We start from the raw sequence: 22,685 nt of genomic DNA on the forward strand, positions 1-22,685 counted from the left end.
CGGCGGAGAGCGCCCAAAAACTCATCACTTCAGCCCTCGCCATGCCCAATCCCTACCCTTGCCCTCCCTTGTCATTTGCCGCTTAATTGGTCACGAGAAACGGTGCGCAGGTGGGGTGATGGGTCCAGCGGCCTTCGACGAGATGAACGGAGACGGCACGCTCTGCCGCCCTGCCTATGGTCTGATCAAGAGTTGGTTGGAGCAGACGGCGCCCGAATACCTGAAGCGGCGCCAGGAGGAGGCGGAGTTCCTGTTCCGCCGGGTCGGCATCACCTTCGCCGTCTACGGCGACGCCGAGGCCGAGGAACGGATCATCCCGTTCGACATCGTGCCGCGCGTGCTGACCTCGACCGAATGGGGCACGCTGTCCAAGGGCCTGACCCAGCGGGTCACCGCGCTGAACCGCTTCCTGGCCGACGTCTACGGCAAGGGCGAGATCATCCGCGCCGGCGTCATCCCCGAGGACCTCGTCTGGCGCAATCCCTCGTTCCGGCCCGAGATGATCGGCGTCAAGCTGCCGTCGGACATCTACGTCCAGATCGCCGGCATCGACGTCATCCGCACCGACGACAAGGACTTCTACGTCCTCGAGGACAACGCGCGCACCCCGTCCGGCGTCTCCTACATGCTGGAGAACCGCGACGTCATGATGCGGCTGTTCCCGGACCTGTTCGCCGAGGCGCGCATCCACCCGGTCGAGAACTATCCCGACGAGCTGCTCGCCACGCTGCGCTCGCTGGCCCCGGCCAGCGCGCCCGGCGAGCCGACCGTGGCGCTGCTGACGCCCGGCTCGTTCAACTCGGCCTACTACGAGCATTCCTTCCTCGCCGACCGGCTCGGCATCGAGCTGGTCGAGGGCCGTGACCTGTTCGTCAAGGACGCGGTCGTCTACATGCGCACGACCGAGGGTCCGAAGCGCGTCGACGTCATCTACCGCCGCATCGACGACGACTTCCTCGACCCCCTGGTGTTCCGCCCCGATTCGGCGCTCGGCGTGCCCGGCCTCGTCTCGGCCTACCGCGCCGGCAACGTCACGCTCGCCAACGCGATCGGCACCGGCGTCGCCGACGACAAGGCGATGTACACCTACATGCCGGACATCGTGCGCTTCTACCTCGGCGAGGAGCCGATCCTGAAGAACGTGCCGACCTGGCGCTGCCGCGAGCCCGACTCGCTGAAATACGTGCTCGACCACCTGCCCGAGCTGGTGGTCAAGGAGGTCCAGGGCTCCGGCGGCTACGGCATGCTGGTCGGCCCGAAGGCGACGCGCGCGCAGATCGACGACTTCGCCGCCAAGCTGCGCGCCGACCCGGACAACTTCATCGCCCAGCCGACGCTGGCGCTCTCCACCTCGCCCACCTTCGTCGGCGAGGGCATCGCGCCGCGCCACGTCGACCTCCGGCCCTTCGTGCTGTCGGGCTCGGACAAGGTGCGCATCGTGCCCGGCGGCCTCACCCGCGTCGCCCTCAAGGAGGGCTCGCTGGTGGTCAACTCCAGCCAGGGCGGCGGCACCAAGGACACCTGGATCGTCGAGGACCCGGCATGATCGGCGTCCGTCCCGGCCCGCGGCGGGCCGTGACCGTCGCGCCGTCCACCTCCACGTCCGCTCCGGCCCATCCGGGAGCCGTTCCATGCTGAGCCGCCACGCCGACAACCTCTACTGGCTCGCCCGCTACGTCGAGCGCGCCGAGAACACCGCGCGCCTGATCGAGGCCGCGACGCGCCTGTCCGCCATGCCGGTCGCCCACCGCGACGGCCGCAACGAGTGGGAGATGGCGCTCGACGCCACCGGCACCACCGTCGCCTTCAAGGGGGCCGGCAACGGCGAGGCGACCCAGCGCTCGGTGATCGACTTCCTCGCCTTCTCGCCCGACAACCCGTCCTCGATCCGCTCCTGTCTCGACGTCGCCCGCGCCAACGCCCGCTCGGTGCGCACGGCGCTGACCATGGACATGTGGGAGACGATCAACTCCGGCTGGCTGGAATCGAAGAAGGTCGTCCCGGCCTCGCTCGGCCGCCAGCAGCTCTCGGACCATCTGTCCGGGATCAAGGAGGTGTCGCTGCGCTTCGACGGTTCGGCCTACCGGACCATGCTGCGCAACGACGCCTACTACTTCCTGCGCCTCGGCACCTACATGGAGCGGGCCGATTTCACCGCCCGCATCCTCGCGGTCAAGGCCGACGTTCTCGACCCCGACCGCCCCTCGCCCGGCGGCGGCTTCGACTACTACCAGTGGTCCTGGATCCTGCGCTCGGTCTCGGCGCTTACCTCCTACCACTGGGTCTACCGCGAGAACCTGAAGCCGCATCTCGTCGCCGAGTTCCTGATCCTCAAGGAGGAGATGCCGCGCTCGCTGGTGTCCTGCTACGACAACATCACGCGCTTCCTCGACGCGCTCTCGCGCGACTACGGCCGCCAGGGCGTCAGCCAGCGGCGGGCCCGCCAGATCCTCGGCCGGCTCCAGGACGCCGACCTCGCCGGCGTGTTCCGCGCCGGCCTCGCCGACTTCCTGTCCGACTTCGTCGGCGAGAACGCCGGCCTCGGCTCGGCCATCGCCGAGCAGTACCTGACCTGACCGCCGGGGGCCTTCTGCCATGCGCCTGCGCGTCAGCCACGAGATCAACGCCGTGTTCACGCCGCCGTCGAGCCTGTCGGTGCGCGAGATCCGGATGACCCCGCGCACCTACGACGGCCAGTACGTCGGCGAGTGGCGCATCGACGTCGGCCACGACTGCTGGCTCGACCGTGTCGCCGACGCGCTCGGCAACACCGTGCACGACTTCACCGTCACCGGCCCGGCCGGTTCGCTCTCGATCGTCGCCGCCGGCGAGGTCGAGGTCGACGACACCAACGGCGTGCTCCAGGCCGGTCACGAAAGGCTGCCGCCGGCGCTGTTCCTGCGCGAGACCCGGCTGACCGCCGCCGGCGAGGCCGTCCGCGCGCTCGCCGGCGAATCGGCGGCCGCCGGCACCGGTCCGCTCGACCGCTGCCACGCCCTGATGGCGATCCTGGCCGAACGCTTCGAGATCGGCACGGCCGAGGAGGCCGAGGTCACCGGCACGGTCGACCGCACCGCCGAGGAGACCGCTCTCGCCGTCGCCGGATCGCCGACCGGGCTCGCTCACGTCTTCGTCGCCGCGGCGCGGGTGCTCCAGATCCCGTCGCGATTCGTCACCGGCTACCTCTGGCGCGGCGACGCCCGCGACGACGGCGAAGCGGCGCACGCCTGGGCGGAGGCCCACGTGCCCGGCCTCGGCTGGGTCGGCTTCGACGTCGCCGAGAACCGCTGCCCCACCGACGCCTACGTCCGCGTCGCCGCCGGTTTCGACCAGAACGGCGCGGCCTGGGTGCGCGGGGCCGACCGCGGCGTCGACCGCATGGCGACGACGAGCCGCGCCGTGATCCGCCGCCGGGACGGCTGATCGGCGGGACATCCACGAATGGAGCGCTGACGACGGCGCGGGTCTCCTGTATGACCGGCCGTCGATGCCCCTGCCGCGCGGCGGCTCGGGCCGGGCGAAGACGGTGCGGGCCGAGGGGCCGGCGCCCGACCGGGGGGACGGGACGAAATGACCTACTGCGTCGGCATCCTCGTGAAGGAGGGGCTCACGATGATCGCGGACACGCGAACCAACGCGGGTCTCGACAATGTCGCGCAGTACCGCAAGCTCCACGTCTTCGAGCGCCCCGGCGAGCGCATGATCGCCATCGCCACCGCCGGCAACCTCGCGGTGTCGCAGTCCGTGCTGTCGCTGCTCAACGAGGGCATCCGCGACCCCGAGACCGGCGAGCTCGAGACCATCCACACCCAGCCCTCGATGTTCCGCGTCGCCCAGTTCGTCGGGCGCGCGGTGCGCGAGGTGTTCCGCATCGACGGCCCGGCGCTCGAGCAGTCCAACACCGCCTTCGAGGTCTCGATGCTGCTCGGCGGCCAGATCGCCGGCGGCCGGCTGCGGCTGTTTATGATCTACCGCCAGGGCAACTTCATCGAGGCGACCGAGGACACGCCCTTCCTCCAGATCGGCGAGCACAAATACGGCAAGCCGATCCTCGACCGCGCCATCAAGTTCGGCACCAACATCGAGGAGGCGCTGAAGCTCGGCCTGATCTCGATGGATTCGACCATGCGGTCGAATCTCGGCGTCGGCATGCCGATCGACCTCGTCACGATCCGCCGTGACGCCGTCCAGCACGACCTGCTGCACCGGATCGAGCCGGGCGAGCCCTATTTCCACGACCTGCGCGAACGCTGGAGCGCCGCCCTGCGCGCCGCCCACCAAGGCATCCCGAAGCCGCCCTACAAGGGCTGACGGCGCGCGTCCCCACGCCCGCGTCCGTCACGACGCCCGGCTCGTGGCGCCCTCCCCGGCGAGTTCGTCGAGGATCGGGCAGTCCGGCCGGTGGTCGCCGTGGCAGGCGTGGACCAGCCGCTTCAGCGTCGTGCGCATGCCCTGGAGTTCGCGGATCTTCGCCTCGATCTCGGCGATCCGCGTCTCGGCGAGGGCGCGGACCTCGCCGCTGGCGCGGTCGCGGTCGGCCCAGAGATCGAGCAGGGCGCGGCAGTCCTCGATGGTGAAGCCCAGCGAGCGGGCCCGGTGCAGGAAGGCGAGCTGGTGAACCTCGGCCTCGCCGTAGCGGCGGTAGCCGTTGCCCGAGCGCGGCGCCCGGAGGAGGCCGATCTCCTCGTAGTAGCGGATCGTCTTGGCCGGCAAACCCGAGCGCCGCGCCGCCTCGCCGATGTTCATCTCCCGCCTCGCCCGCTTTCGACCATCCCCGATCATATGGTCGCGCGGCCGCCACTGAGAAGATCGCGACGCGCGCCGGGGGCATCCAGGGCGGTTCACCGCGGCGGTCGGGACGTCGCCTGCGCCTCCCTCGCGGTCTCGCTCCACGGGCGGGGAGGTGTCCCGTCGAGGGGGTGGCGAAGGATACGGCTCGTGAAACCCACTACACCGGCACCGCCCCCAGCCTCCACTTCGCCCCGAACCTCCCCACCGCGTCCCCTCCCCCCTGGAGGGGGAGGGACAGGGAGAGGGGGCCGACGCGCCGACGTCGGCCGAATCGGAGATGGAGCCGAGCGACGAACCGCTGCTCGTCTGCCCCCTCTCCCCAACCCTCCCCCTCCAGGGGGGAGGGAGTCCGTCGAGTGTGTGGAAAGGGTGGAGGGAAGTCTCTGCCGCCCATCGACAGCCGGACACCACCAACCGACAGACGGCCACCGACCACCACCCGCCGACCGCCGCCCACCGACTGCCGACTGCCGAAGCCCTACTGCCTACTGCCCACCACCCCCGATCAATGCACCCCGAACACCGCATCGACCTTCCGCCATTCGGACGGCCCGATCAGGCGCTTGTGCGCCACCTCGACGGAGTGCAGCGCGCCCTCGAGCCGGCTGCGCCAGAACGCCAGGAAGCGTTCGAGCTGGGGGAAGTCGGGGGCGAGGTCGTAGTCCTGCCAGACGTAGCTCTGCAGGATGCGGGGATGGTCGGGCAGGCGGTAGAGGATGTGCGCCGTGGTGAGCCCGTAGCCCTGGAGCTGCTTGCCGAAATCCGTCGTGGTCGCCATGCGTCGCCTCGCGTCTCGTCGAACGCCGGGCGGCGGTGGATGCGGGAGGAGCACCCCCTGCCCCCGACGCTCCGATGGTGCCGCAAAAGCAAATCCGAGAAAAGAGTTTTCTCAATCCAATCAAGGTGTTGGCAGCATCGCCGAGGGAGTGCTGCCAAAGTCCCTCACGCCACCTGCCGGAGCCAGCGGCGCGGGTCGAAACGCTCGGCGGCGCTGCCGTCGAGGGCGCCGCAGAGGTCGGCGACGGCGGCGAGCGAGTGGATCGGCCGGAACTCGTCGACATGCGGCAGCATCGCGCGGATGCCGCCGGCCCGGGCCTCGAAGCCGTCGAAACGCAGCAGCGGGTTCAGCCAGATCAGCCGCCGGCACGAGCGGTGCAGCCGGTCGGTCTCACGGGCGAGACCGTCGAGGCCCTCGCGCTCGAGGCCGTCGGTGATCAGCAGCACGATCGGCCCGCCGGAGAGCACCCGGCGAGACCAGTCTCGGTTGAAGAGCCGCAGCGCCTCGGAGATCCGGGTGCCGCCGGACCAGTCCGGCACCGCCGCCGAGCAGGCCGCGAGCGCCTCGTCGGGATCGCGGGTGGCGAGCGGCCGGGTGACGTTGGAGAGGCGGGTGCCGAACAGGAACGTGGAAACGCGCCGCCGTTCGGAAAGCGCGTGCAGGAAATGCAGGAACAGCCGCGAGTACTGGCTCATCGAGCCGGAGATGTCGACCAGCGCCACGATCGGCGGGTGCACCGTCTTCGGCTCGCGGAAGGCGAGCGGGATGATGCCGCCGCCCGAGCGCAGCGAGGCGCGGATGGTGCGGCGGAGATCGATCTCGCGCCCGCGCGCCGTCGCCACCTTGCGCCGGGACGGCACCCGGTCGACCGGCAGCACCAGATCGCGGATGGCGCGCTTGGCGTAGAGGATCTCGTCGGCCGACATCTGCGCGAAGTCGCGCGCCTGCAGGATCTCCTTCTGCGAGAAGGTCATCCGGGCGTCGATCTCGATCTCCGGCTTCTCGACCACCCGGTCGGCCGCCGCCTCGCCGAACAGCGCCTTGGCGACGCGGTTGGCGCCCGCCTTGGGCGGCTCGGCCGGCGCGCGCGGCGGCGCCACCGGCGAGAGCATCGCGATCAGCTTCTGCACCAGCCCGCGCGCCCGCCAGAACGAGCGGAACGCCTCGTCGAACACAGCGTGGTGGTCGCGCTTGGTGACGAACACCGCGTGCAGGGTCCAGTAGAGATCGTCGCGCGAGCCGACGCCGGCCGCGATCAGCGCCTCGACGGCGTCGACCACCGTCGCCGGCCCCACCGGCAGGCCGGCGCGCCGGAGCACGCGGCCGAACAGCGCGACATTCTCGGCGAGCCGGTGCTCGCGCCAGGGATCGGCGCCGGGCGCGCTCATCCCGCCGCCGCCTTGCGCCGGACCTCCTCGACCAGCCGGCCGACCTCGCCGTCGCGCACCTTGGCGATGTCGTCCTGGTACTTCAGCAGCACGCCGAGCGTGTCGGACACCGTTTCCGGGTCGAGCGCGAGCTTGTCGAGTTCGGCGAGCGCGGCGGCCCAGTCGAGCGTCTCGGCGACGCCGGGGGCCTTGAAGAGGTCGAGCGCGCGCAGCCCCTGCACGAAGGCCACCACCTGGCGCGCCAGCGTCTCGGCCGCGCCCGGCACCTTGGTGCGCAGGATCGCGAGCTCGCGTTCCGCGTCCGGGTAGTCGACCCAGTGGTAGAGGCAGCGCCGCTTCAGCGCGTCGTGGATCTCGCGGGTGCGATTGGTGGTGATCACCACCAGCGGCGGCTCGGCCGCCTTGACGGTGCCGAATTCCGGGATGGTCACTTGGGCGTCGGCGAGCACCTCGAGCAGGAAGGCCTCGAAGGCCTCGTCGGCGCGGTCGAGCTCGTCGATCAGCAGCACCGGACTGCGGCCGTCGACGGTCGGCTCCAGCGCCTTCAGGATCGGCCGCTTGATCAGGAAGCGCTCGGAGAAGACGTCGCCGGCGATCTCCGCGCGGTCGCGGGTGCCGGCGGCCTCGGCGATGCGGATCTCCACCATCTGGGCGGCATAGTTCCACTCGTAGACGGCGCTCGCCATGTCGAGGCCCTCGTAGCACTGCAGCCGGATCAGCGGCCGGCCGAGCGTCGCCGAGAGCACCTTGGCGATCTCGGTCTTGCCGACACCGGCCTCGCCCTCGAGGAACAGCGGCCGCCGCATCTTCAGCGACAGGAACAGCACCGTGGCGAGGGCGCGGTCGGCGACGTAGCCGCCGCGGCCGAGCAGGTCCAGCGTGGCGTCGATCGATTGAGGCAGGTCGGTCATCGCGCTCCCGGTCGTCTCGGCTCCCCCGCCGGTCGGACGCCGGCGCTCGGGGAGTTATAGCACCGGCGGCGGCGTTGCCGAGGGGGCCGATGGTACGGAAGTCGCGCCGCCGCGACTCACTCCAGCGGCCGCGGCTCCAGCCCGCGCCAGATCGAGAGCGCGTAGCCGGCCTCGGTCATGTCGCCCTTGCCGTCGAAGGAGACCGGGCCGATCGCCGTCGGCGTCGTCGACGCGGCGATCCGGCCGGCAACGGCCGCGCCGTCGCCGCCTTCCGTCGCCGCGGCGGCGTAGACCTGGAGCGCCGCGTAGGCCGCGAGCGCCGCGTTGCCGGGCTCGGCGCCGCGGGCGCGGAGCGAATCCGCCACCGCGCCGGCGCCGGGGGCGCGGGCGAGGTCGCGCGGGACGGCGAACACCACGCCCTCGGCGGCGTCGCCGGCGAGCGCCCGAAATTCGGCTAGCCCGAGCGATTCGTTGCCGATCAGCTCGGCCGAGAGGCCGCGGCCGCGGACCTCGCGGGCGATCACCGCGGCGTCGGCCGGGAGCGCGCCCAGCACCACCGCGGAGACGGCGGCGTCCTGGAGCCGGCCGGCGAGCGTGATCTGGCTCTTCTCGCCGGGCGTGAAGGCCTCGGTGGTCACCGGCACGCCGCCGTCGTCGGCGTAGAGCTTGGCGGTCGCCTCGACGAGGCCCTGGCCGTAGACGCTGCCGTCGTGGACGAAGGCGACGCGCTTGTCGCGGAAGGCGGCGAGGAGATGGTCGGCGATCGCGCGCGCCTGCAGGTCCGAGCGCGGCGCCATCCGGAACACCGCCGGCCCGACTCGCTCGTCGGTGAAGCGCGGGTTGGTCGCCGCCGGCGAGATCAGGACGATGCCGGCGCCGGCGTAGACCTTGGCGGCCGCGAGCGCGGCACCGGTGCAGGCGTGGCCGATCACCACCGCGGCGCCCTTGCCGACCAACTGGTTGGCGACCGCCGAGCCGGTCTCGGGATCGCACTTGTCGTCGACCGCGACGATCTTCACCGGCTCGCCGGCGATGCCGCCGAGGTCGGCCGCCGCCTGCTCGACGCCGGCGCGGATCTCCGCCCCGACGGCGGCGAAGCTGCCGGACATCGGCCCGGCGACGCCGACGATCACGTCGGCCTTCGCCGGGGCGGCGAGCGCGAGGAGGATCACGGCGGAGCGGACGAGGGTCATGGGTCCCGTGGCAGGTCGACGGCGGTGGCGCCTATCTTCCACGCCGGGCCGCCGGAGGAAACCGGATTCGACGCCGGCCGCGTCGGCGCAAAGAAAAACGCCCGCCCCGATCGCTCGGGGCGGGCGCGGCTTCATCCGCGAGGACGCAGGATCACTGCATCATCTCGTAGGTGATCTTGCCCTCGGCGTTCTTCTTCCAGACGTACATCGTGTAGTCGGCGTCCTTGCGGTCGCCCTTCTCGTTGTACGCGAGGCCGCCGATGACGGTCTCGATGGTGTCGCCCTTGTGCAGCGCCTCGGCGACCGCCTGCGGGTCGGTCGAACCGGCCGCCTTGGCACCGGCCGCGACCACCTGGAGGGCGGCGTAGGAGTAGAGCGTGTAGGCCTCCGGCTCGAAGCCGGCGGCGCGGAACTTCTCGACCGCCGCGGCGGCGTTCGGGTTCTTGCGCGGGTCCGGGCCGAAGGTCATCAGGGTGCCCTCGACGGCCGGACCGCCGATGGCGGCGAACTCGTCGGAGGTGATGCCGTCACCCGACATGGCGGTGGCCTTGAGGCCGGCGTCCGCCGCCTGACGGATGATCAGGCCGCCCTCGGTGTGCAGGCCGCCCCAGTAGATGATCTCGACGCCGGCTTCCTTCATCTTGGAGATGAGGGCCGAGAAGTCCTTGTCGCCGATGTTGACGCCTTCGTACATCACCTCGGTGACGCCGGCGGCGTTCATCGCCTTCTTGGTCTCGTCGGCGAGGCCCTGGCCGTAGGGGGTCTTGTCGTGGAGGACGGCGACCTTCTTGTCCTTGAAGTTGGTCGCGATGTAGCCGCCCGCGACCGCGCCCTGCTGGTCGTCGCGACCGCAGGTGCGGAAGGTGTTCCACAGGCCGCGCTCGGTCAGCTTCGGGTTGGTGGCCGACGGGGTGATCACCATGATGCCGTTCTCGGCGTAGACGTCCGAGGCCGGGATGGTGACGCCCGAGTTGAAGTGGCCGATCACGAACTTGACGCCGTCGCCGACGAACTTGTTGGCCACCGACACGCCCTGCTTCGGGTCGGAGACGTCGTCGCCGTAGGTCAGGACGATCTTCTCGCCGTTGATGCCGCCGGCGGCGTTGATGTCGGCCGCGGCCTGCTCGGCGCCCTTCTGGAGCTGCGCGCCGAAGGCGGCGTTCGGGCCGGTGAGCGGGCCGGCGACGCCGACCAGGATGTCGGCCCAGGCCGCGCCCGAGAAGGCGAGGCCGGCGGCGAACACGACGCCGGTCAGAAGATGCTTCTTCATGTTATTCTCCCCTCGTTAGGTTCAAACCACGTACTTTGTCCGCGGCCCACCGAGGCCGCCGGACAATCCCTGCCGTATCACCTGCCCGAGACGGGGCAGGCGAACGAGAAGTTGCTTTGCGGACCGTCGCCGAGCGTGCGGATCGTCTCGACGGCGAAGTCGACGCTCGTGCGGATGCGCGCGCGGACGTTCCGCGACCCGACCTCGAGACCCACCGTCGAACGTGCCGGCTCCTTCGCCGAGGCATCATTCTTCGCCACAGGATTCTCCCTCGATCGACGTCCTCGAGAAGGGGTCCTCGGGGAACCCCAGGCCTCGGGTGACGTGCCGACGGGGAAGTTCCCCCATTTTTTCAGCGCTGTCACCCGGATTCGCGCGCCCGGCACCGGCCCATCCGGCGTGATGAGCGAAGTGCTTCAGGCCTTGGCGCGCCAGCCGAGGAAGCCGGCGCGCTCGTAGAGCCAGTAGTACTGCCGCACCATCATGCCCGTGCGGGTGTGGACGTAGCCTACGAAACCGATCGCCATCAGGACGATCGTGTCGACCGCGTAGTAGTGCAGCGACAGGAGCGTGCCGCCGAAGATCGAGAAATGGATGAAGCGCACGGCGACGCCGAGCACCATGAGGTAGAACACCAGCGCGCCGTAGGGCCGCCAGGTCGCGGCGCAGGCCCGGCCCGTCATCCACGCGCCGACGCCGCCGAGCACGAGGGTGATGAAGAAGAAGTAGAGGACCGAGCTTTCCTCGTAGATGATTCCCTGCACGGCTCGCCTCCTCAGTGCCGGCCGCCCTCGAGATACGCCGCGCGCACCTCGGGGTTCTCCAGGAGCTCGCGACCCGAGCCCGTCATGGTGATGACGCCGTTGACCATCACGTAGGCCCGGTGGGCGAGCTTCAGCGCGTGGTAGGCGTTCTGCTCGACCAGGAAGACCGTCAGGCCCTGGGTCCGGTTGAGCTCGCGGATGGCGTCGAAGATCTGCTTGACGATCAGCGGCGCGAGGCCGAGCGAGGGCTCGTCGAGCATCAGCAGCTTCGGCCGTGCCATCAGCGCGCGGGCGATCGCCAGCATCTGCTGCTCGCCGCCCGAGAGGGTGCCGCCGCGCTGGTGCAGCCGCTCCTTCAGGCGCGGGAACAGCACGAACATCTTCTCGGCGTCCTCGTCGAAATACTTCAGATTGTCGAGCGAGGCGCCCATCTGGAGATTTTCGAGCACGGTCATGCGCGGGAAGATGCGCCGGCCCTCCGGGCTCTGGGCGATCCGGAGCCGGGCGATCTCGTGCGGCGGCATCTTGGTGATGTCGCGGCCCTCGTAGAGGATCGCGCCCTCGCGGGCCCGGGGCGAGCCGAAGATGGTCATCATCAGCGTCGACTTGCCGGCGCCGTTGGCGCCGATCAGCGTGACGATCTCGCCGGGGTTGACGTCGACGTCGACGCCCTTCAGCGCGATGATGTTGCCGTAATAGGTCTTCACGCCGCGTACGGCGAGCAGCGGCGAGCCGTTCGTGGCCGTCATTGTCCGGTCTCTCCGGTCAGAACGTCGAGCTGGTGTTCGACCTTTTCGACCTCCTCGTCGTCGACGCCGAGATAGGCCGCGATCACGCGCGGGTCGGCCTTCACGTCGGCCGGCGTACCGTCGGAGATCTTGGTGCCGTATTCGAGCACGACCACGTGGTCGGAGATCTCCATCACCACGCTCATGTCGTGTTCGATCAGGAGGATCGAGACGCCCTCCTTCGCGCGGATGCCGAGCAGCAGCTCGTTGAGCTCGGCGGACTCGCGCGGGTTGAGGCCCGCGGCGGGCTCGTCGAGGCAGAGCAGCTCCGGACCCGTGCACATGGCGCGGGCGATCTCGAGCCGGCGCTGGGCCCCGTAGGGCAGGTCGCCGGCGGGGTCGTCGGCGCGGGCGGTGAGACCGGTCTTGTCGAGCCAGTAGCGCGCCCGGTCGATCGCCTCGCGCTCCTTGACCTTGTAGCCGCCGATCCCGAGCACGCCGAGGATCGTCATGCCCGACGCCATCATCAGCGGGTTGTGCTGGGCGACGAGCAGGTTCTCGAGCAGCGTCATGCCGCCGAACAGGCGGATGTTCTGGAAGGTGCGCGCCACCTTGGCGATCTGGCTGACCTTGAAGTCGGCCATGCGCTCCAGGAGGTGGGTGTCGCCGCCCTTCTGCTTCAGCGCCAGCATGCCGGTGGTCGGCTTGTAGAAGCCGGTGATGCAGTTGAACACCGTCGTCTTGCCGGCGCCGTTCGGACCGATCAGGGCGGTGACGTCGCCGCGGCCGACCTTGAACGACAGGTCGTTGACCGCGACGAGTCCGCCGAAGCGCATCGTCAGGTGCTCGACGGCGAGGATGGGATCGCTGTCCCAGCGGTTCGCAGTGGTCATGGTCAGCCGTGGCCTTCCTTCACGAGATCGCCCGAGATCGTCTTCCGCTCGAACAGGAAGGCGGTCGGCTCGCGCGCCGAGACGAAGCCGCGCGGCTTCCACACCATGATCACCACCATGGCGAGGCCGAACAGCAGCATGCGGAACTGGTCGGGGTTGAAGTCCTGGCCGAACACCGCCTTCAGGAAGGCGAGCTCGCGCAGGAGCTCGGTGCCGCCGATCATCACCGCCGCGGCCACCGCGACGCCGATCATCGAGCCCATGCCGCCGAGCACGACGATCGCCACGATCACCGCCGATTCCATGAACACGAAGGATTCGGGCGAGACGAAGCCCTGGCGCGCCGCGAAGAACGAGCCGGCGAAGCCCGCGAACATCGCGCCGGTGGCGAAGGCCGTCAGCTTGGTGTTGGTGGTGTTGATGCCGAGCGAGCGGCAGGCGACCTCGTCCTCGCGCAGCGCTTCCCAGGCCCGGCCGATCGGCAGGCGGCGCAGTCTCAGCGTCACGTAGGCGGTGAGGAGGGCGAGCAGCAGGATCAGGTAGTAGAGGAAGATCTTGTAATAGGCCGAAGAGATCGGCAGGTCGAACATCTTGGCGAAGCCGCCCGGGGAGGCGTCGAACGGGATGCCGAACAGCGTCACCTTCGGGATCGACGAGATGCCGGCCGAGCCGCCGGAGAAGTCCTTCCAGTTGATCAGGACGAGGCGGATGATCTCGCCGAAGGCGAGCGTCACGATGGCGAGGTAGTCGCCCCGGAGCCGCAGCACCGGAAAGCCGAGGATCACGCCCCACAGCGCCGCCAGGATGCCCGCCACCGGCAGGAGCACCCAGAAGCTGAGGCCGAAGGTCGTGGCCAGCAGGGTGTAGGAATAGGCGCCGACGGCGTAGAAGGCGACGTAGCCGAGGTCGAGCAGGCCGGCGAGGCCGATCACGATGTTGAGGCCCCAGCCGAGCATCACGTAGATCAGGATCTGAACGCCGAAGTTGTCGACCCACTTGATCGAGCCCTGGATGCCGAACAGGGCGAGCACGATCGCGGGATAGAGGAACAGGAACACGAGGCCGCCGCGCGACACCCGCTTCTTGCGCGCCGCCTTGGCGAGGATCGCCGCCTCGTCCATCGGCGCGGCCGGCCGGCCCATCCAGCGGATCGCCGCCTCGAGGATGGCGGTGACCAGCACGGCGAAGCCGAGCACGGTCGGCAGCCGCTCGATCGCGCCGGGGATCTCGTAGATCAGCGCATAGAGGACGAAGGTGGTGGCGAGCACGATCAGGAAGATCGGCAGCGCGCGCCGCGCCGTCTCGCCGAGGCCCGGACGCGCGCGGTCGAGCTTGCCGGCGGCGAGGCGCGGATAGACGAAGGCCTGCAGGACGAACCGGCCGACCATCACGATCGCGACGATCACGAAGGCGGACAGCCAGCGGTTCTCGACGATGAGCTGGTTGTCCATGTTCTGCTCAGTCTTCAGGCCCACCAGGGATCCGAAGATGCCGAGCGCGATGATGCCGGCGATCACCGCGTCCTTGCCCGCGCGGGCGAAGTCCGGAGCGGCGACCGGCTGCTTTGAGCTGTCGGTCATGGAACTCAAACCTTCTCGACTTCCGGACGGCCGAGGATGCCCTGCGGCATGAAGATGAGGACGACGACGAGGATCGAGAACGCGGCGACGTTCTTGTAGTCGGCCGACACGTACTGGCCCCACAGCGTCTCGATGATGCCGATCAGGAGCCCGCCGAGCACGGCGCCCGGCAGCGAGCCGATGCCGCCGAGCACCGCCGCCGTGAAGGCCATGATGCCGGGCGTGAAGCCGTCGGCGAAATGCACGACGCCGTAGTACATCAGGAACAGCGTGCCGGCGACGGCCGCGAGCGCGGCGCCCATCACGAAGGTCAGCGAGATCGTGCGGTCGACGTTGACGCCGAGCAGGCCGGCCATCTTGCGGTCCTGCTCGCAGGCGCGCTGGGCACGCCCGAGCGGCGTCTTCTGCACCACGTACCAGAAGGCGGCGAGCAGCACGGCCGTGACCACGATGATGATCAGCTGCTTCAGCGAGATCGTCACCGGATAGCCGCCGGCGTCCCAGAGCGTGAAGCTCTGCTGCACCATCGGCGGGATCGGCTTGTTGCGCGGGCCCTGGGCGACCTGCACGAAGTTGGACAGCAGGATCGACATGCCGATCGCCGAGATCAGCGGCGCGAGGCGGAAGGATCCGCGCAGCGGCCGGTAGGCGACGCGCTCGATCGTCCAGTTCAGCAGCCCCGACAGCACCATCGCGATCACCATCACGAGGAGCAGCGCCAGCGCCACCGAGGAGATGCCGATCCAGGTGGTCAGCACCAGATAGAAGATCAGGGCGAGGAAGGCCGACACCATGAACACGTCGCCATGGGCGAAGTTCACCATGCCGATGATGCCGAACACCATCGTGTAGCCGATGGCGATCAGGCCGTAGAGGGATCCGATCGTGATCCCGTTGATCAGCTGTTGGACGAAAACTTCCATATGCGGGTGGCCCCCTGAAGCCGTGCGGCCGGCCGTCGTTCTTATTGATCGCACCATTCATGCGCGTGATGAATCCATTAGCAGGCCACATGGATCGACACAACGCACTCCGCAGCATTCCCCTGCTTTGTCCAATGGTTTGGTGATAGTCGCCATAATGAAAGGGATTTCAGCGATTGTCGCTGAAATGGCGGATTGATGACGGTCGATTCACGTCGGGATGCCCTGTCCCGGTCGCATTTCCGCTATGCGTTTTCGGACTGGCGCATGCAAGGATTTTGCCGTCGCGTCGTTCGCGCACTAGATCTTTCGCCGCAGCGGCCCGATCCGCCGCAACGGGGCGTCAACGGTCGCGTGCGATGATCGATGCCGGAAGGGGTGGCGACGAGGTGGACATGACGGCGATGCGGTGGATCCGACCCGAGGACATCGTGGCGGCGACGGACGCCGCGGGGCTGCCGCCCGTCGGCGGCCAGGCCTTCCGCGACTGCATCGCGCGCGTGCCCTCCGGCGTGAACATCGTCACCACGGCCGGCGTCGCCGGCACGTCGGGCTTCACCGCCACCGCGGTCGCATCGGTCTCGGACGACCCGCCGATGGTGCTGGTCTGCCTCAACCGGCGCAGTTCGCAGAACGAGACCTTGAAGGCCAACGGCCGCTTCGCGGTCAACCTGCTGCCGGCCGGCGCCCAGCCGCTCGCCGACGCCTTCGCCGGCCGCACCGGCCTTTCCGGCGAGGCGCGCTTTTCCCACGGCACCTGGACGACGCTCGCGACCGGCGCTCCGGTGCTGGTCGGCTCTGTCACCAGCCTCGACTGCGTGCTCGCCGCGCTCGAGGAGGTCGGCACCCACACCGTCTTCTTCGGCACCGTCGTCGGCTGCAGCCTGACCCCGGTCTCCACCGCGGGCGGGCCGGAGATCCTGGTCTACCACGACCGCCACTACGCCGAGGTCTGAAGCCCCGGCCGACGCTCTCCCGCGGCACCCCGGCGGACCGGGGCACCGCGGGCGTGGTTTCATTGCGCCGGCTTGATCGAGCCGAGGATCGCGGCGATCTCGGCGCCGTGGGCGTCCTGGTCGCCCTTGGAGCCCCAGTAGGTCAGCACCAGCAGCTTGCCTTCCTTCGGGCTGGTGAATGCGAGGCCGATCGTCACCGGACCGTCCTTGTCGGTGCCCTCCCACTCGATCGTGGAGGCCTTCAGGCCGTTGAATTCGGCCGTGCCCTCCTTCTGGGTCGCGGTGTCGACGGTCACGCCGGCGCCGCCGAGGTAGGTGATCGCGTCGGTCACCACCTCTTCGACGTTCTCGGCGTCGGCGACGTCGATGGCGAGATAGACCGCCTCGTCCGCCGAGGTGGCGTCGATGCCGCTCTCGGTCTCCTTGGGGCCCCAGTCGTCGGGAATCGTGATCGCGGCGACCGGATCGTCGCTCGGGAAGTTCAGGGTGGCGGCCTCGGCCGCGAGGCCGACGAGGGCCGTGGCGGCGAAGGCGGCGGCGGCGACGATACGCTTCATCGTTGGATCTCTCCCCCAGGGCTGTCCGGGCTCCGGCGACGGTCGCTCGACCCGCTCGCTCCCACGGGGCTCCGGACAAGGCCGAGCATAGGCTGGCGATTGTTGCGAATCTCCGGCGCAATGACCTGACGATTAGCTGCTTTGTTTCCTCGAATCGCCCGGGATCGCGGGTGGCGGGCCGCCGCCCGGACGCGATCGCCCGGGACTCCCCCGGCGATCGCGGCGACGCCGCGGCGGACGGCGGCGGCAGGCCGAGGAGGCTCGCGCGCCGGACCGCCCTGGTGCACCCTCTTCCGCGACGCGCCCCACAGGAGCACCGACGCCATGCGGACCGGCCCGCGCAACCTGATCACCGACGTCGACGGTCTTTCCGTCGGCAACGCCGCCGACGGCGCCCTGCGCACCGGTGCCACCGTCCTCGTCGCCGACGCCCCCGCGGTCGCCTCGGTGGCGGTGATGGGCGGCGCGCCCGGCACCCGCGAGACCGACCTGCTCGCCCCCGAGCAGACCGTGCGCGGCGTCGACGCCCTGGTGCTCTCCGGCGGGTCCGCCTACGGCCTCGACGCCGCCGCCGGCGTCGTCGCCGGCCTCGCCGCGGCCGGACGCGGCTTCCCGGTCGGCGCCGTCCGCGTCCCGATCGTGCCGGCGGCGATCCTGTTCGACATCGGCGCCATGGCGGGCGCACCTTTCCTTGCCGGCGCGGCCGACCCGCCCTGGCGCGCCCTCGGCCGCGCCGCGCTCGAGGTCGCCGGCGCCGACTTCGCGCTCGGCAGCGTCGGCGCCGGCACCGGCGCCACCACCGCGGGCCTGCGCGGCGGGCTCGGCTCGGCCTCGACCCGCCTCGACGACGGCATCACCGTCGGCGCCCTCGTCGCCGTCAACGCGGTCGGATCGGTCACCATGGCCGACGGCCCGCATTTCTGGGCCGCGCCCTTCGAGATCGACGGCGAGTTCGGCGGCCTCGGCCCGCCGCCGTCCCTGCCCGCGGGCGTGTCCTCCGTGCGGGTGAAGTCGGTCGACGCCCCGCTCGCCGCCACCACGATCGCGATCGTCGCCACCGACGCCGACCTCAGCAAGGCCGAGGCGAAGCGCCTCGCCGTCGCCGCCCACGACGGCCTCGCCCGGGCGATCTGGCCGGCGCACACGCCCTTCGACGGCGACCTCGTGTTCGCCGTCTCGACCGGCCGCCGTCCGCTCGCCGATCGGGGGCGCGATCTCCTGGTGCTCTCGGCCGTCGCCGCGGCGACGCTGGCGCGCGCCGTCGCCCGCGGTGTCCACGCCGCCGCACCGGCCGACGGCGCCGGCCCGCCGTGCTGGCGCGAGCGCTTCGGAGGGCGCGGGGCGACGATCCGGTAAGGTGCACGCAAGCCGGTCCGTGCTAGAAGCCCGGTCCATGACCGCGTCCACCGCCCGCACCGGCCTCGTCCCCGCCCTCGGCGCCGCCTTCGGCCGCGCCCGCGGCGTGCTGCCGCTCGCGCTCGCTTTCGCTCCGGTGCACGCCGTCCTGATCGCCGCCGTGGTCGCGGTCTCGATCCTGTGGCGCGAGATCGGCTGGACGCACCGTTCGCTCGTGGTGCTCGCCACCTTCGCCGCCGGCGGCGCGCTCGCCGGCCTCCTCGCCGTGCCCACAGCGGCCTTTGTCGCCGGCCACCGGCCGCGCTCGGCGCGCTTCGCGGCGATGTTCGTGGCCCTCACCGGCTTCACCGCCTGTTCGGTGCTCCTGATCTTCCTGATCGACTTCCGCCTGCTCGACGCCGACTTCTGGAGCGACTTCCCGCATCCGTTCTGGCTGGTCGAGCTCGCCTTCACGGTCGCGACCGCCGCCTACACGCTGACCGCCTCGGGCCTGCCGCTGCTCTTGCCGCACGGGCTCCTGCTGCTGTTCGGGGCGGCCTGGTGGTTCGCGCGCCGTCCGCGCGGTTGAGCCGCCCTCCCCGCTCTGCTACACCGCGCGGCATTCCCGCCCCCGCCGAGCCCCGAGGCCGCCGATGATCCCGCGCTACTCCCGCCCCGAGATGACCGCCATCTGGAGCCAGGAGACCAAGTTCCGGATCTGGTTCGAGATCGAGGCCCACGCCACCGACGCCCTCGCCGAGCTCGGCGTCGTGCCGGCCGAGGCGGCGCGCACCGTCTGGGAGAAGGGCGGCCCGGCCGTGTTCGACGTCGAGCGCATCGACGAGATCGAGCGCGTCACCAAGCACGACGTCATCGCCTTCCTGACCCATCTCTCCGAGATCGTCGGGCCGGAGGCGCGCTTCGTCCACCAGGGCATGACCTCGTCGGACGTGCTCGACACCTGCTTCAACGTCCAGCTCGTGCGCGCCACCGACCTCCTGCTGAAGGACATGGACGGCCTGCTCGCCGCGATCGAGCGCCGCGCCTTCGAGTACAAGGACAGCGTCTGCATCGGCCGCAGCCACGGCATCCACGCAGAGCCGGTCACCTTCGGCCTCAAGATGGCCGAGGCCTACGCCGAGTTCGCCCGCTGCCGCACCCGCCTCGTCCACGCCCGCGACGAGATCGCCACCTGCGCCATCTCCGGCGCCGTCGGCACCTTCGCCAACATCGATCCCCGGGTCGAGGAGCACGTGGCGGAAAAGCTCGGCCTGAAGCCCGAGCCGGTCTCGACCCAGGTGATCCCGCGCGACCGCCACGCCATGTACTTCGCCACGCTCGGCGTGATCGCCTCGTCGGTGGAGCGGCTGGCGATCGAGATCCGCCATCTCCAGCGCACCGAGGTTCTCGAGGCCGAGGAGTATTTCTCGCCCGGCCAGAAGGGCTCGTCGGCGATGCCGCACAAGCGCAACCCGGTGCTGACCGAGAACCTCACCGGCCTCGCCCGCATGGTGCGCGCCTTCGCCTTCCCGGCGATGGAGAACGTCGCGCTCTGGCACGAGCGCGACATCTCGCACTCCTCGGTCGAGCGCATGATCGGCCCGGACGCCACCGTCACCCTCGACTTCGCCCTCGCCCGCCTCACCGGCGTCGTCGACAAGCTGCTGGTCTATCCGGAGCGCATGGTCGCCAACATGGACCGGCTCGGCGGCCTCGTGCACTCCCAGCGCATCCTGCTGGCGCTGACCCAGCGCGGCGTCTCGCGCGAGGACGCCTACCGCCTCGTCCAGCGCAACGCCATGAAGGTGTGGGACAGCTACCAGCGCGCCGGCGCCGCCGACGTCGACTTCCTGACCGAGCTGCTCGCCGACGAGGAGGTCCGCGCCGCCCTCTCCGAGGAGGAGATCCGCGAGAAGTTCGACCTCGGCTACCACACCAAGCACGTCGACACGATCTTCCGCCGCGTCTTCGGCCGCAGCTGAGAGCGGGTTCGCGAAGTCCCGACCTGTTCGAGGGCGGGACACGCGGTGACGCCTGCGACGCGACCCTAGTCCTCGCAGAGGTCGTTCCAGGCCCTTGCGCAGGCATCGACGATCGCCGGCACGTCGGCGAAGACGCGGCGAGAGAGGTATCGTTCCTCCAGGTGGAGCCGGATGCGCTCGGCCGGGTTCAATCCCCGGGCGAATTATGGCAGGCGGGAGCAGCAGGGCGAATGGGCCGCCCAGCGCGCCGGCTACCCGCTATGCGACACTTGATAACCCCAACGCACTCGGGAATGATCCTTTTGTCGGCCTGCTGGACATCGCGGCCCGACGCGCGCCGGCCCAGCGTCGACCGACGGTGACCATAAAACCAACTGTATCGCGCTCTGGGATAAATCATTGTTATCAGGAGCTGTCACGTGAATAAACTGGACATTATCGTATCGCCAGATGAAGTCGATGCGATGTTTAGAACTATACTTGGACGGCCAGCTGGGAACGCCGAATTTTGCAAAAAATTGTCGGCTGACAAAGTAACTATTAATCAGCTAGTTGGTATGATACTGAAATCGAAAGAATTTCGATCGCGTTTTGAAGCTGACGTATCCGCAAGGCAGAAGGAAGTTGTTTTTAATTTCGACTATAGGATACCGACCGACTTATCTGTCAATGACGTCAGCATCGACAGAGTGGCAATCATAGGATCATGTTTGTCCGATTTTTGGCGGAGGGAAATTGGCGCACTCAAGCGACCGTTCGAGTGCGATATGTATTACGTTGGGCAGCTACCGAAACAGCCGAACCGCCCAATCTCTGAATACGATTTTCAGATTGTTCAAATACCGCTACGCGCGCTGATTCCAGACGCCAGCTTTGCAAAACTCGGTCAATTCGACAGCAAAGGTCACAGCGATCTATTTAAACATTCGTCCTCGACCCTTATTCGATACCTCGACAATTCAATGAGGTGGAACAAAGCACATGGCATACTGTCGTTCGTTATGACATTGCCTGTGCCACAACAAAATCTGGTCGGCCGAACGCAGCCTCGCTTCGAGCTAAGTAATCCCGCCTTCTTCATTGAGAAACTCAACGAAGTCATCTGTCAGGAGATTTCCAAGTATCAGAATTGTTACGTGATTGATTTCAATGAAATTTTATCCAGTTACGGCAAGAAATTCATTGTCGAAGATGTGATTGCCCAGTTCAATCACGGCTCAATTATAAACAACTATGATAAGCAATTTGACAAAAATCGAATTGAGCCGGCCACTCCGGCGACAACAATGTACTATACGGCTACAAAAGAAATCATATTGGCTACGTGGCATGAGATTATATCATTGTACAGAATGGTTCGAGGGGTTGATGCAGTAAAGGCTGTTGTAATAGATCTCGACGACACTTTGTGGCGCGGTATCGTCGCGGAACTACACCCCGATGAGATGCCGACTTCAGAGGGTTGGCCCAAAGGCTTTTGGGAGGCCCTTCTTATTTTGAAGCGGCGCGGCATCATGCTTGCCATAATCAGCAAAAACGAAGAAAAACGGGTTCTGGAGTGCTGGGATTCTATTCTGAAAGGTCAACTGAAGATTGACGATTTTGCAGTTCACAAGATAAATTGGGCGCCAAAATCAGACAACATGAGAGAGATTCTCAATGCTCTCAATATTTTGCCGAACAGTGTTGTTTATATCGACGACAATCCAATTCAAAGAGCTGAAATCAAAGCGGCGTTTCCTGACATCAGGGTCCTAGGGGGAACACCTGCTCGATGGAGGCACATTCTCCTGCATTCGAGCGAAACACAATTCACAACCATTACACAAGAATCCACCAAGAAAACTGAAATGATAAAAGCACAAATTCAGCGTGAACAGGACAGAATGGAGATAAGCAGCGATGATTTCCTGGCCTCGCTGAACGTACAAGTTAAAGTCTCTGAAATCAGAGACACCAAGCACAGCAATTTTTCGCGCTCACTGGAACTTGTAAACAAGACAAATCAATACAACACAACGGGAAGACGATGGTCGTTCGAGGAAGTATCGAATAGTATCAATGAGGGTATGAGGATTTTTACATTTGATGTAGAGGATAAATATACACAGTACGGAGTCGTTGGGGTTGTATTTGTTCTAGGTGATACAATTGAACAGTTGGTTATGAGTTGTCGCGTGATGGGAATGGGAATAGAAGACACCATGGTTTCACATACTGCGCGTATAATAGTGTCCGAAAGCATGAATAATGGAGCCAAAGGCAGAATTGTAGAAACGGACCGTAATTCTCCCTGTCGAGACATATTCCTCAAGAATGGCTTTTCCTTCGAAGCGGGGGTTTGGACGGCCCCGTCGGATACGACGACATCGGTTCCATCTCATGTGACATTGGTGGTCTCTTGAAATCCGTGGACGCGTCCCCGGTTGCCCATCGAGTCGATCGGAGGCCCCCCCTCGGTAGCTCTGGCCACGAACCTTTCGGTTTCGTCTTGGGTTGATCGGATCGAGCCAGCCTGCCGGAGCAACCTGTCGCCCCCTGTGTCTCGAGCACCCGAGAGACACTTCCTCCGGCGGTAGATGATGGTTGCCTCGTCGGGAGTCCGCCTCGCCGGGCGCCAGAACAGCGATCGGCAG

The 22,685-nt window shown here is 67.9% G+C and carries 22 protein-coding genes; 9 read left to right on the top strand and 13 right to left on the bottom strand.

The genetic code is table 11. The features are described from left to right. Positions 1 to 118: 118 nt before the first annotated feature. The 4 genes from EDD54_RS07310 (at position 119) to EDD54_RS07325 (ending at position 4,311) form a co-directional block, all read left to right on the top strand. Positions 119 to 1,546, top strand: coding sequence for a circularly permuted type 2 ATP-grasp protein (locus EDD54_RS07310; RefSeq protein ID WP_126535318.1), 1,428 nt, complete (start codon positions 119 to 121; stop codon positions 1,544 to 1,546). Between the two features lie 85 nt (positions 1,547 to 1,631). Further along, a complete protein-coding gene (locus tag EDD54_RS07315) occupies positions 1,632 to 2,576 on the top strand; it encodes an alpha-E domain-containing protein (protein ID WP_126535317.1) in 945 nt (314 codons plus the stop codon). A gap of 19 nt (positions 2,577 to 2,595) precedes the next feature. Beyond that, positions 2,596 to 3,423: a transglutaminase family protein gene (locus EDD54_RS07320; RefSeq protein WP_126535316.1), complete on the top strand. Its 828-nt coding sequence runs from the start codon at positions 2,596 to 2,598 to the stop codon at positions 3,421 to 3,423. 147 nt (positions 3,424 to 3,570) lie between these two features. Continuing rightward, the gene (locus EDD54_RS07325) at positions 3,571 to 4,311 is read left to right on the top strand and encodes a proteasome-type protease (protein ID WP_126535315.1); all 741 of its coding nucleotides are present in this window, start codon (positions 3,571 to 3,573) and stop codon (positions 4,309 to 4,311) included. A gap of 27 nt (positions 4,312 to 4,338) precedes the next feature. Here EDD54_RS07325 and cueR read toward each other — a convergent pair whose 3' ends face one another. The 12 genes from cueR to EDD54_RS07380 all read right to left on the bottom strand — a co-directional run bounded on the left by cueR (position 4,339) and on the right by EDD54_RS07380 (position 15,219). After that, positions 4,339 to 4,746 (bottom strand): Cu(I)-responsive transcriptional regulator, encoded by a 408-nt coding sequence (gene cueR, locus EDD54_RS07330; RefSeq protein WP_126535314.1) that lies wholly within the window; start codon positions 4,744 to 4,746, stop codon positions 4,339 to 4,341. A 550-nt stretch (positions 4,747 to 5,296) separates the two neighbouring features. Continuing rightward, positions 5,297 to 5,569: an usg protein gene (locus EDD54_RS07335; RefSeq protein WP_126535313.1), complete on the bottom strand. Its 273-nt coding sequence runs from the start codon at positions 5,567 to 5,569 to the stop codon at positions 5,297 to 5,299. A 164-nt stretch (positions 5,570 to 5,733) separates the two neighbouring features. Further along, positions 5,734 to 6,957: a vWA domain-containing protein gene (locus EDD54_RS07340; protein WP_126535312.1), complete on the bottom strand. Its 1,224-nt coding sequence runs from the start codon at positions 6,955 to 6,957 to the stop codon at positions 5,734 to 5,736. Beyond that, the gene (locus EDD54_RS07345) at positions 6,954 to 7,868 is read right to left on the bottom strand and encodes an AAA family ATPase (RefSeq protein WP_126535311.1); all 915 of its coding nucleotides are present in this window, start codon (positions 7,866 to 7,868) and stop codon (positions 6,954 to 6,956) included. Before EDD54_RS07345 ends, EDD54_RS07340 begins: the two co-directional genes overlap by 4 nt. Before the next feature lie 116 nt (positions 7,869 to 7,984). Continuing rightward, entirely contained in the window at positions 7,985 to 9,061 is a 1,077-nt protein-coding gene (locus EDD54_RS07350; protein WP_166653437.1) for a branched-chain amino acid ABC transporter substrate-binding protein, read from the bottom strand. Between the two features lie 151 nt (positions 9,062 to 9,212). Continuing rightward, complete coding sequence (locus EDD54_RS07355; RefSeq protein ID WP_126535309.1) at positions 9,213 to 10,331, bottom strand: branched-chain amino acid ABC transporter substrate-binding protein; 1,119 nt, start codon at positions 10,329 to 10,331, stop codon at positions 9,213 to 9,215. A 77-nt stretch (positions 10,332 to 10,408) separates the two neighbouring features. Further along, positions 10,409 to 10,546: a hypothetical protein gene (locus EDD54_RS22895; protein WP_165644601.1), complete on the bottom strand. Its 138-nt coding sequence runs from the start codon at positions 10,544 to 10,546 to the stop codon at positions 10,409 to 10,411. Positions 10,547 to 10,747: 201 nt separating this feature from the next. Beyond that, complete coding sequence (locus EDD54_RS07360; protein WP_126535308.1) at positions 10,748 to 11,095, bottom strand: DUF6867 family protein; 348 nt, start codon at positions 11,093 to 11,095, stop codon at positions 10,748 to 10,750. A gap of 11 nt (positions 11,096 to 11,106) precedes the next feature. Beyond that, on the bottom strand, positions 11,107 to 11,844 hold the full coding sequence (locus tag EDD54_RS07365; protein WP_126535307.1) for an ABC transporter ATP-binding protein: 738 nt from the start codon (positions 11,842 to 11,844) through the stop codon (positions 11,107 to 11,109). Further along, positions 11,841 to 12,716 (bottom strand): ABC transporter ATP-binding protein, encoded by an 876-nt coding sequence (locus tag EDD54_RS07370; protein WP_126535306.1) that lies wholly within the window; start codon positions 12,714 to 12,716, stop codon positions 11,841 to 11,843. Before EDD54_RS07370 ends, EDD54_RS07365 begins: the two co-directional genes overlap by 4 nt. Before the next feature lie 2 nt (positions 12,717 to 12,718). Beyond that, a complete protein-coding gene (gene livM, locus EDD54_RS07375) occupies positions 12,719 to 14,296 on the bottom strand; it encodes a high-affinity branched-chain amino acid ABC transporter permease LivM (protein ID WP_126535305.1) in 1,578 nt (525 codons plus the stop codon). A 5-nt stretch (positions 14,297 to 14,301) separates the two neighbouring features. Continuing rightward, on the bottom strand, positions 14,302 to 15,219 hold the full coding sequence (locus tag EDD54_RS07380; protein ID WP_126535304.1) for a branched-chain amino acid ABC transporter permease: 918 nt from the start codon (positions 15,217 to 15,219) through the stop codon (positions 14,302 to 14,304). A gap of 395 nt (positions 15,220 to 15,614) precedes the next feature. Between EDD54_RS07380 and EDD54_RS07385 the strand changes: the two genes are divergently transcribed. After that, positions 15,615 to 16,175, top strand: coding sequence for a flavin reductase family protein (locus tag EDD54_RS07385; protein ID WP_245515663.1), 561 nt, complete (start codon positions 15,615 to 15,617; stop codon positions 16,173 to 16,175). Positions 16,176 to 16,234: 59 nt separating this feature from the next. Here the strand turns inward: EDD54_RS07385 and EDD54_RS07390 are convergent, their stop codons facing one another. Continuing rightward, positions 16,235 to 16,732, bottom strand: a complete 498-nt coding sequence (locus EDD54_RS07390; protein ID WP_126535303.1) for a histidine kinase — start codon at positions 16,730 to 16,732, stop codon at positions 16,235 to 16,237. A gap of 324 nt (positions 16,733 to 17,056) precedes the next feature. Between EDD54_RS07390 and EDD54_RS07395 the strand changes: the two genes are divergently transcribed. The 4 genes from EDD54_RS07395 (at position 17,057) to EDD54_RS07410 (ending at position 22,454) form a co-directional block, all read left to right on the top strand. Beyond that, positions 17,057 to 18,088: a P1 family peptidase gene (locus EDD54_RS07395; protein WP_126535302.1), complete on the top strand. Its 1,032-nt coding sequence runs from the start codon at positions 17,057 to 17,059 to the stop codon at positions 18,086 to 18,088. Positions 18,089 to 18,125: 37 nt separating this feature from the next. Next, positions 18,126 to 18,656 carry a hypothetical protein gene (locus tag EDD54_RS07400; protein WP_126535301.1) on the top strand — a complete coding sequence of 177 codons (531 nt, stop codon included), beginning with the start codon at positions 18,126 to 18,128 and terminating at the stop codon, positions 18,654 to 18,656. 64 nt (positions 18,657 to 18,720) lie between these two features. Continuing rightward, a complete protein-coding gene (gene purB / locus EDD54_RS07405) occupies positions 18,721 to 20,049 on the top strand; it encodes an adenylosuccinate lyase (RefSeq protein WP_126535300.1) in 1,329 nt (442 codons plus the stop codon). A 419-nt stretch (positions 20,050 to 20,468) separates the two neighbouring features. Further along, positions 20,469 to 22,454: an HAD-IIIC family phosphatase gene (locus EDD54_RS07410; RefSeq protein ID WP_133673967.1), complete on the top strand. Its 1,986-nt coding sequence runs from the start codon at positions 20,469 to 20,471 to the stop codon at positions 22,452 to 22,454. The last annotated feature ends 231 nt before the right edge of the window (positions 22,455 to 22,685 follow it).

Source organism: Oharaeibacter diazotrophicus, assembly GCF_004362745.1.
In the GTDB taxonomy this organism is placed as follows: domain Bacteria; phylum Pseudomonadota; class Alphaproteobacteria; order Rhizobiales; family Pleomorphomonadaceae; genus Oharaeibacter; species Oharaeibacter diazotrophicus.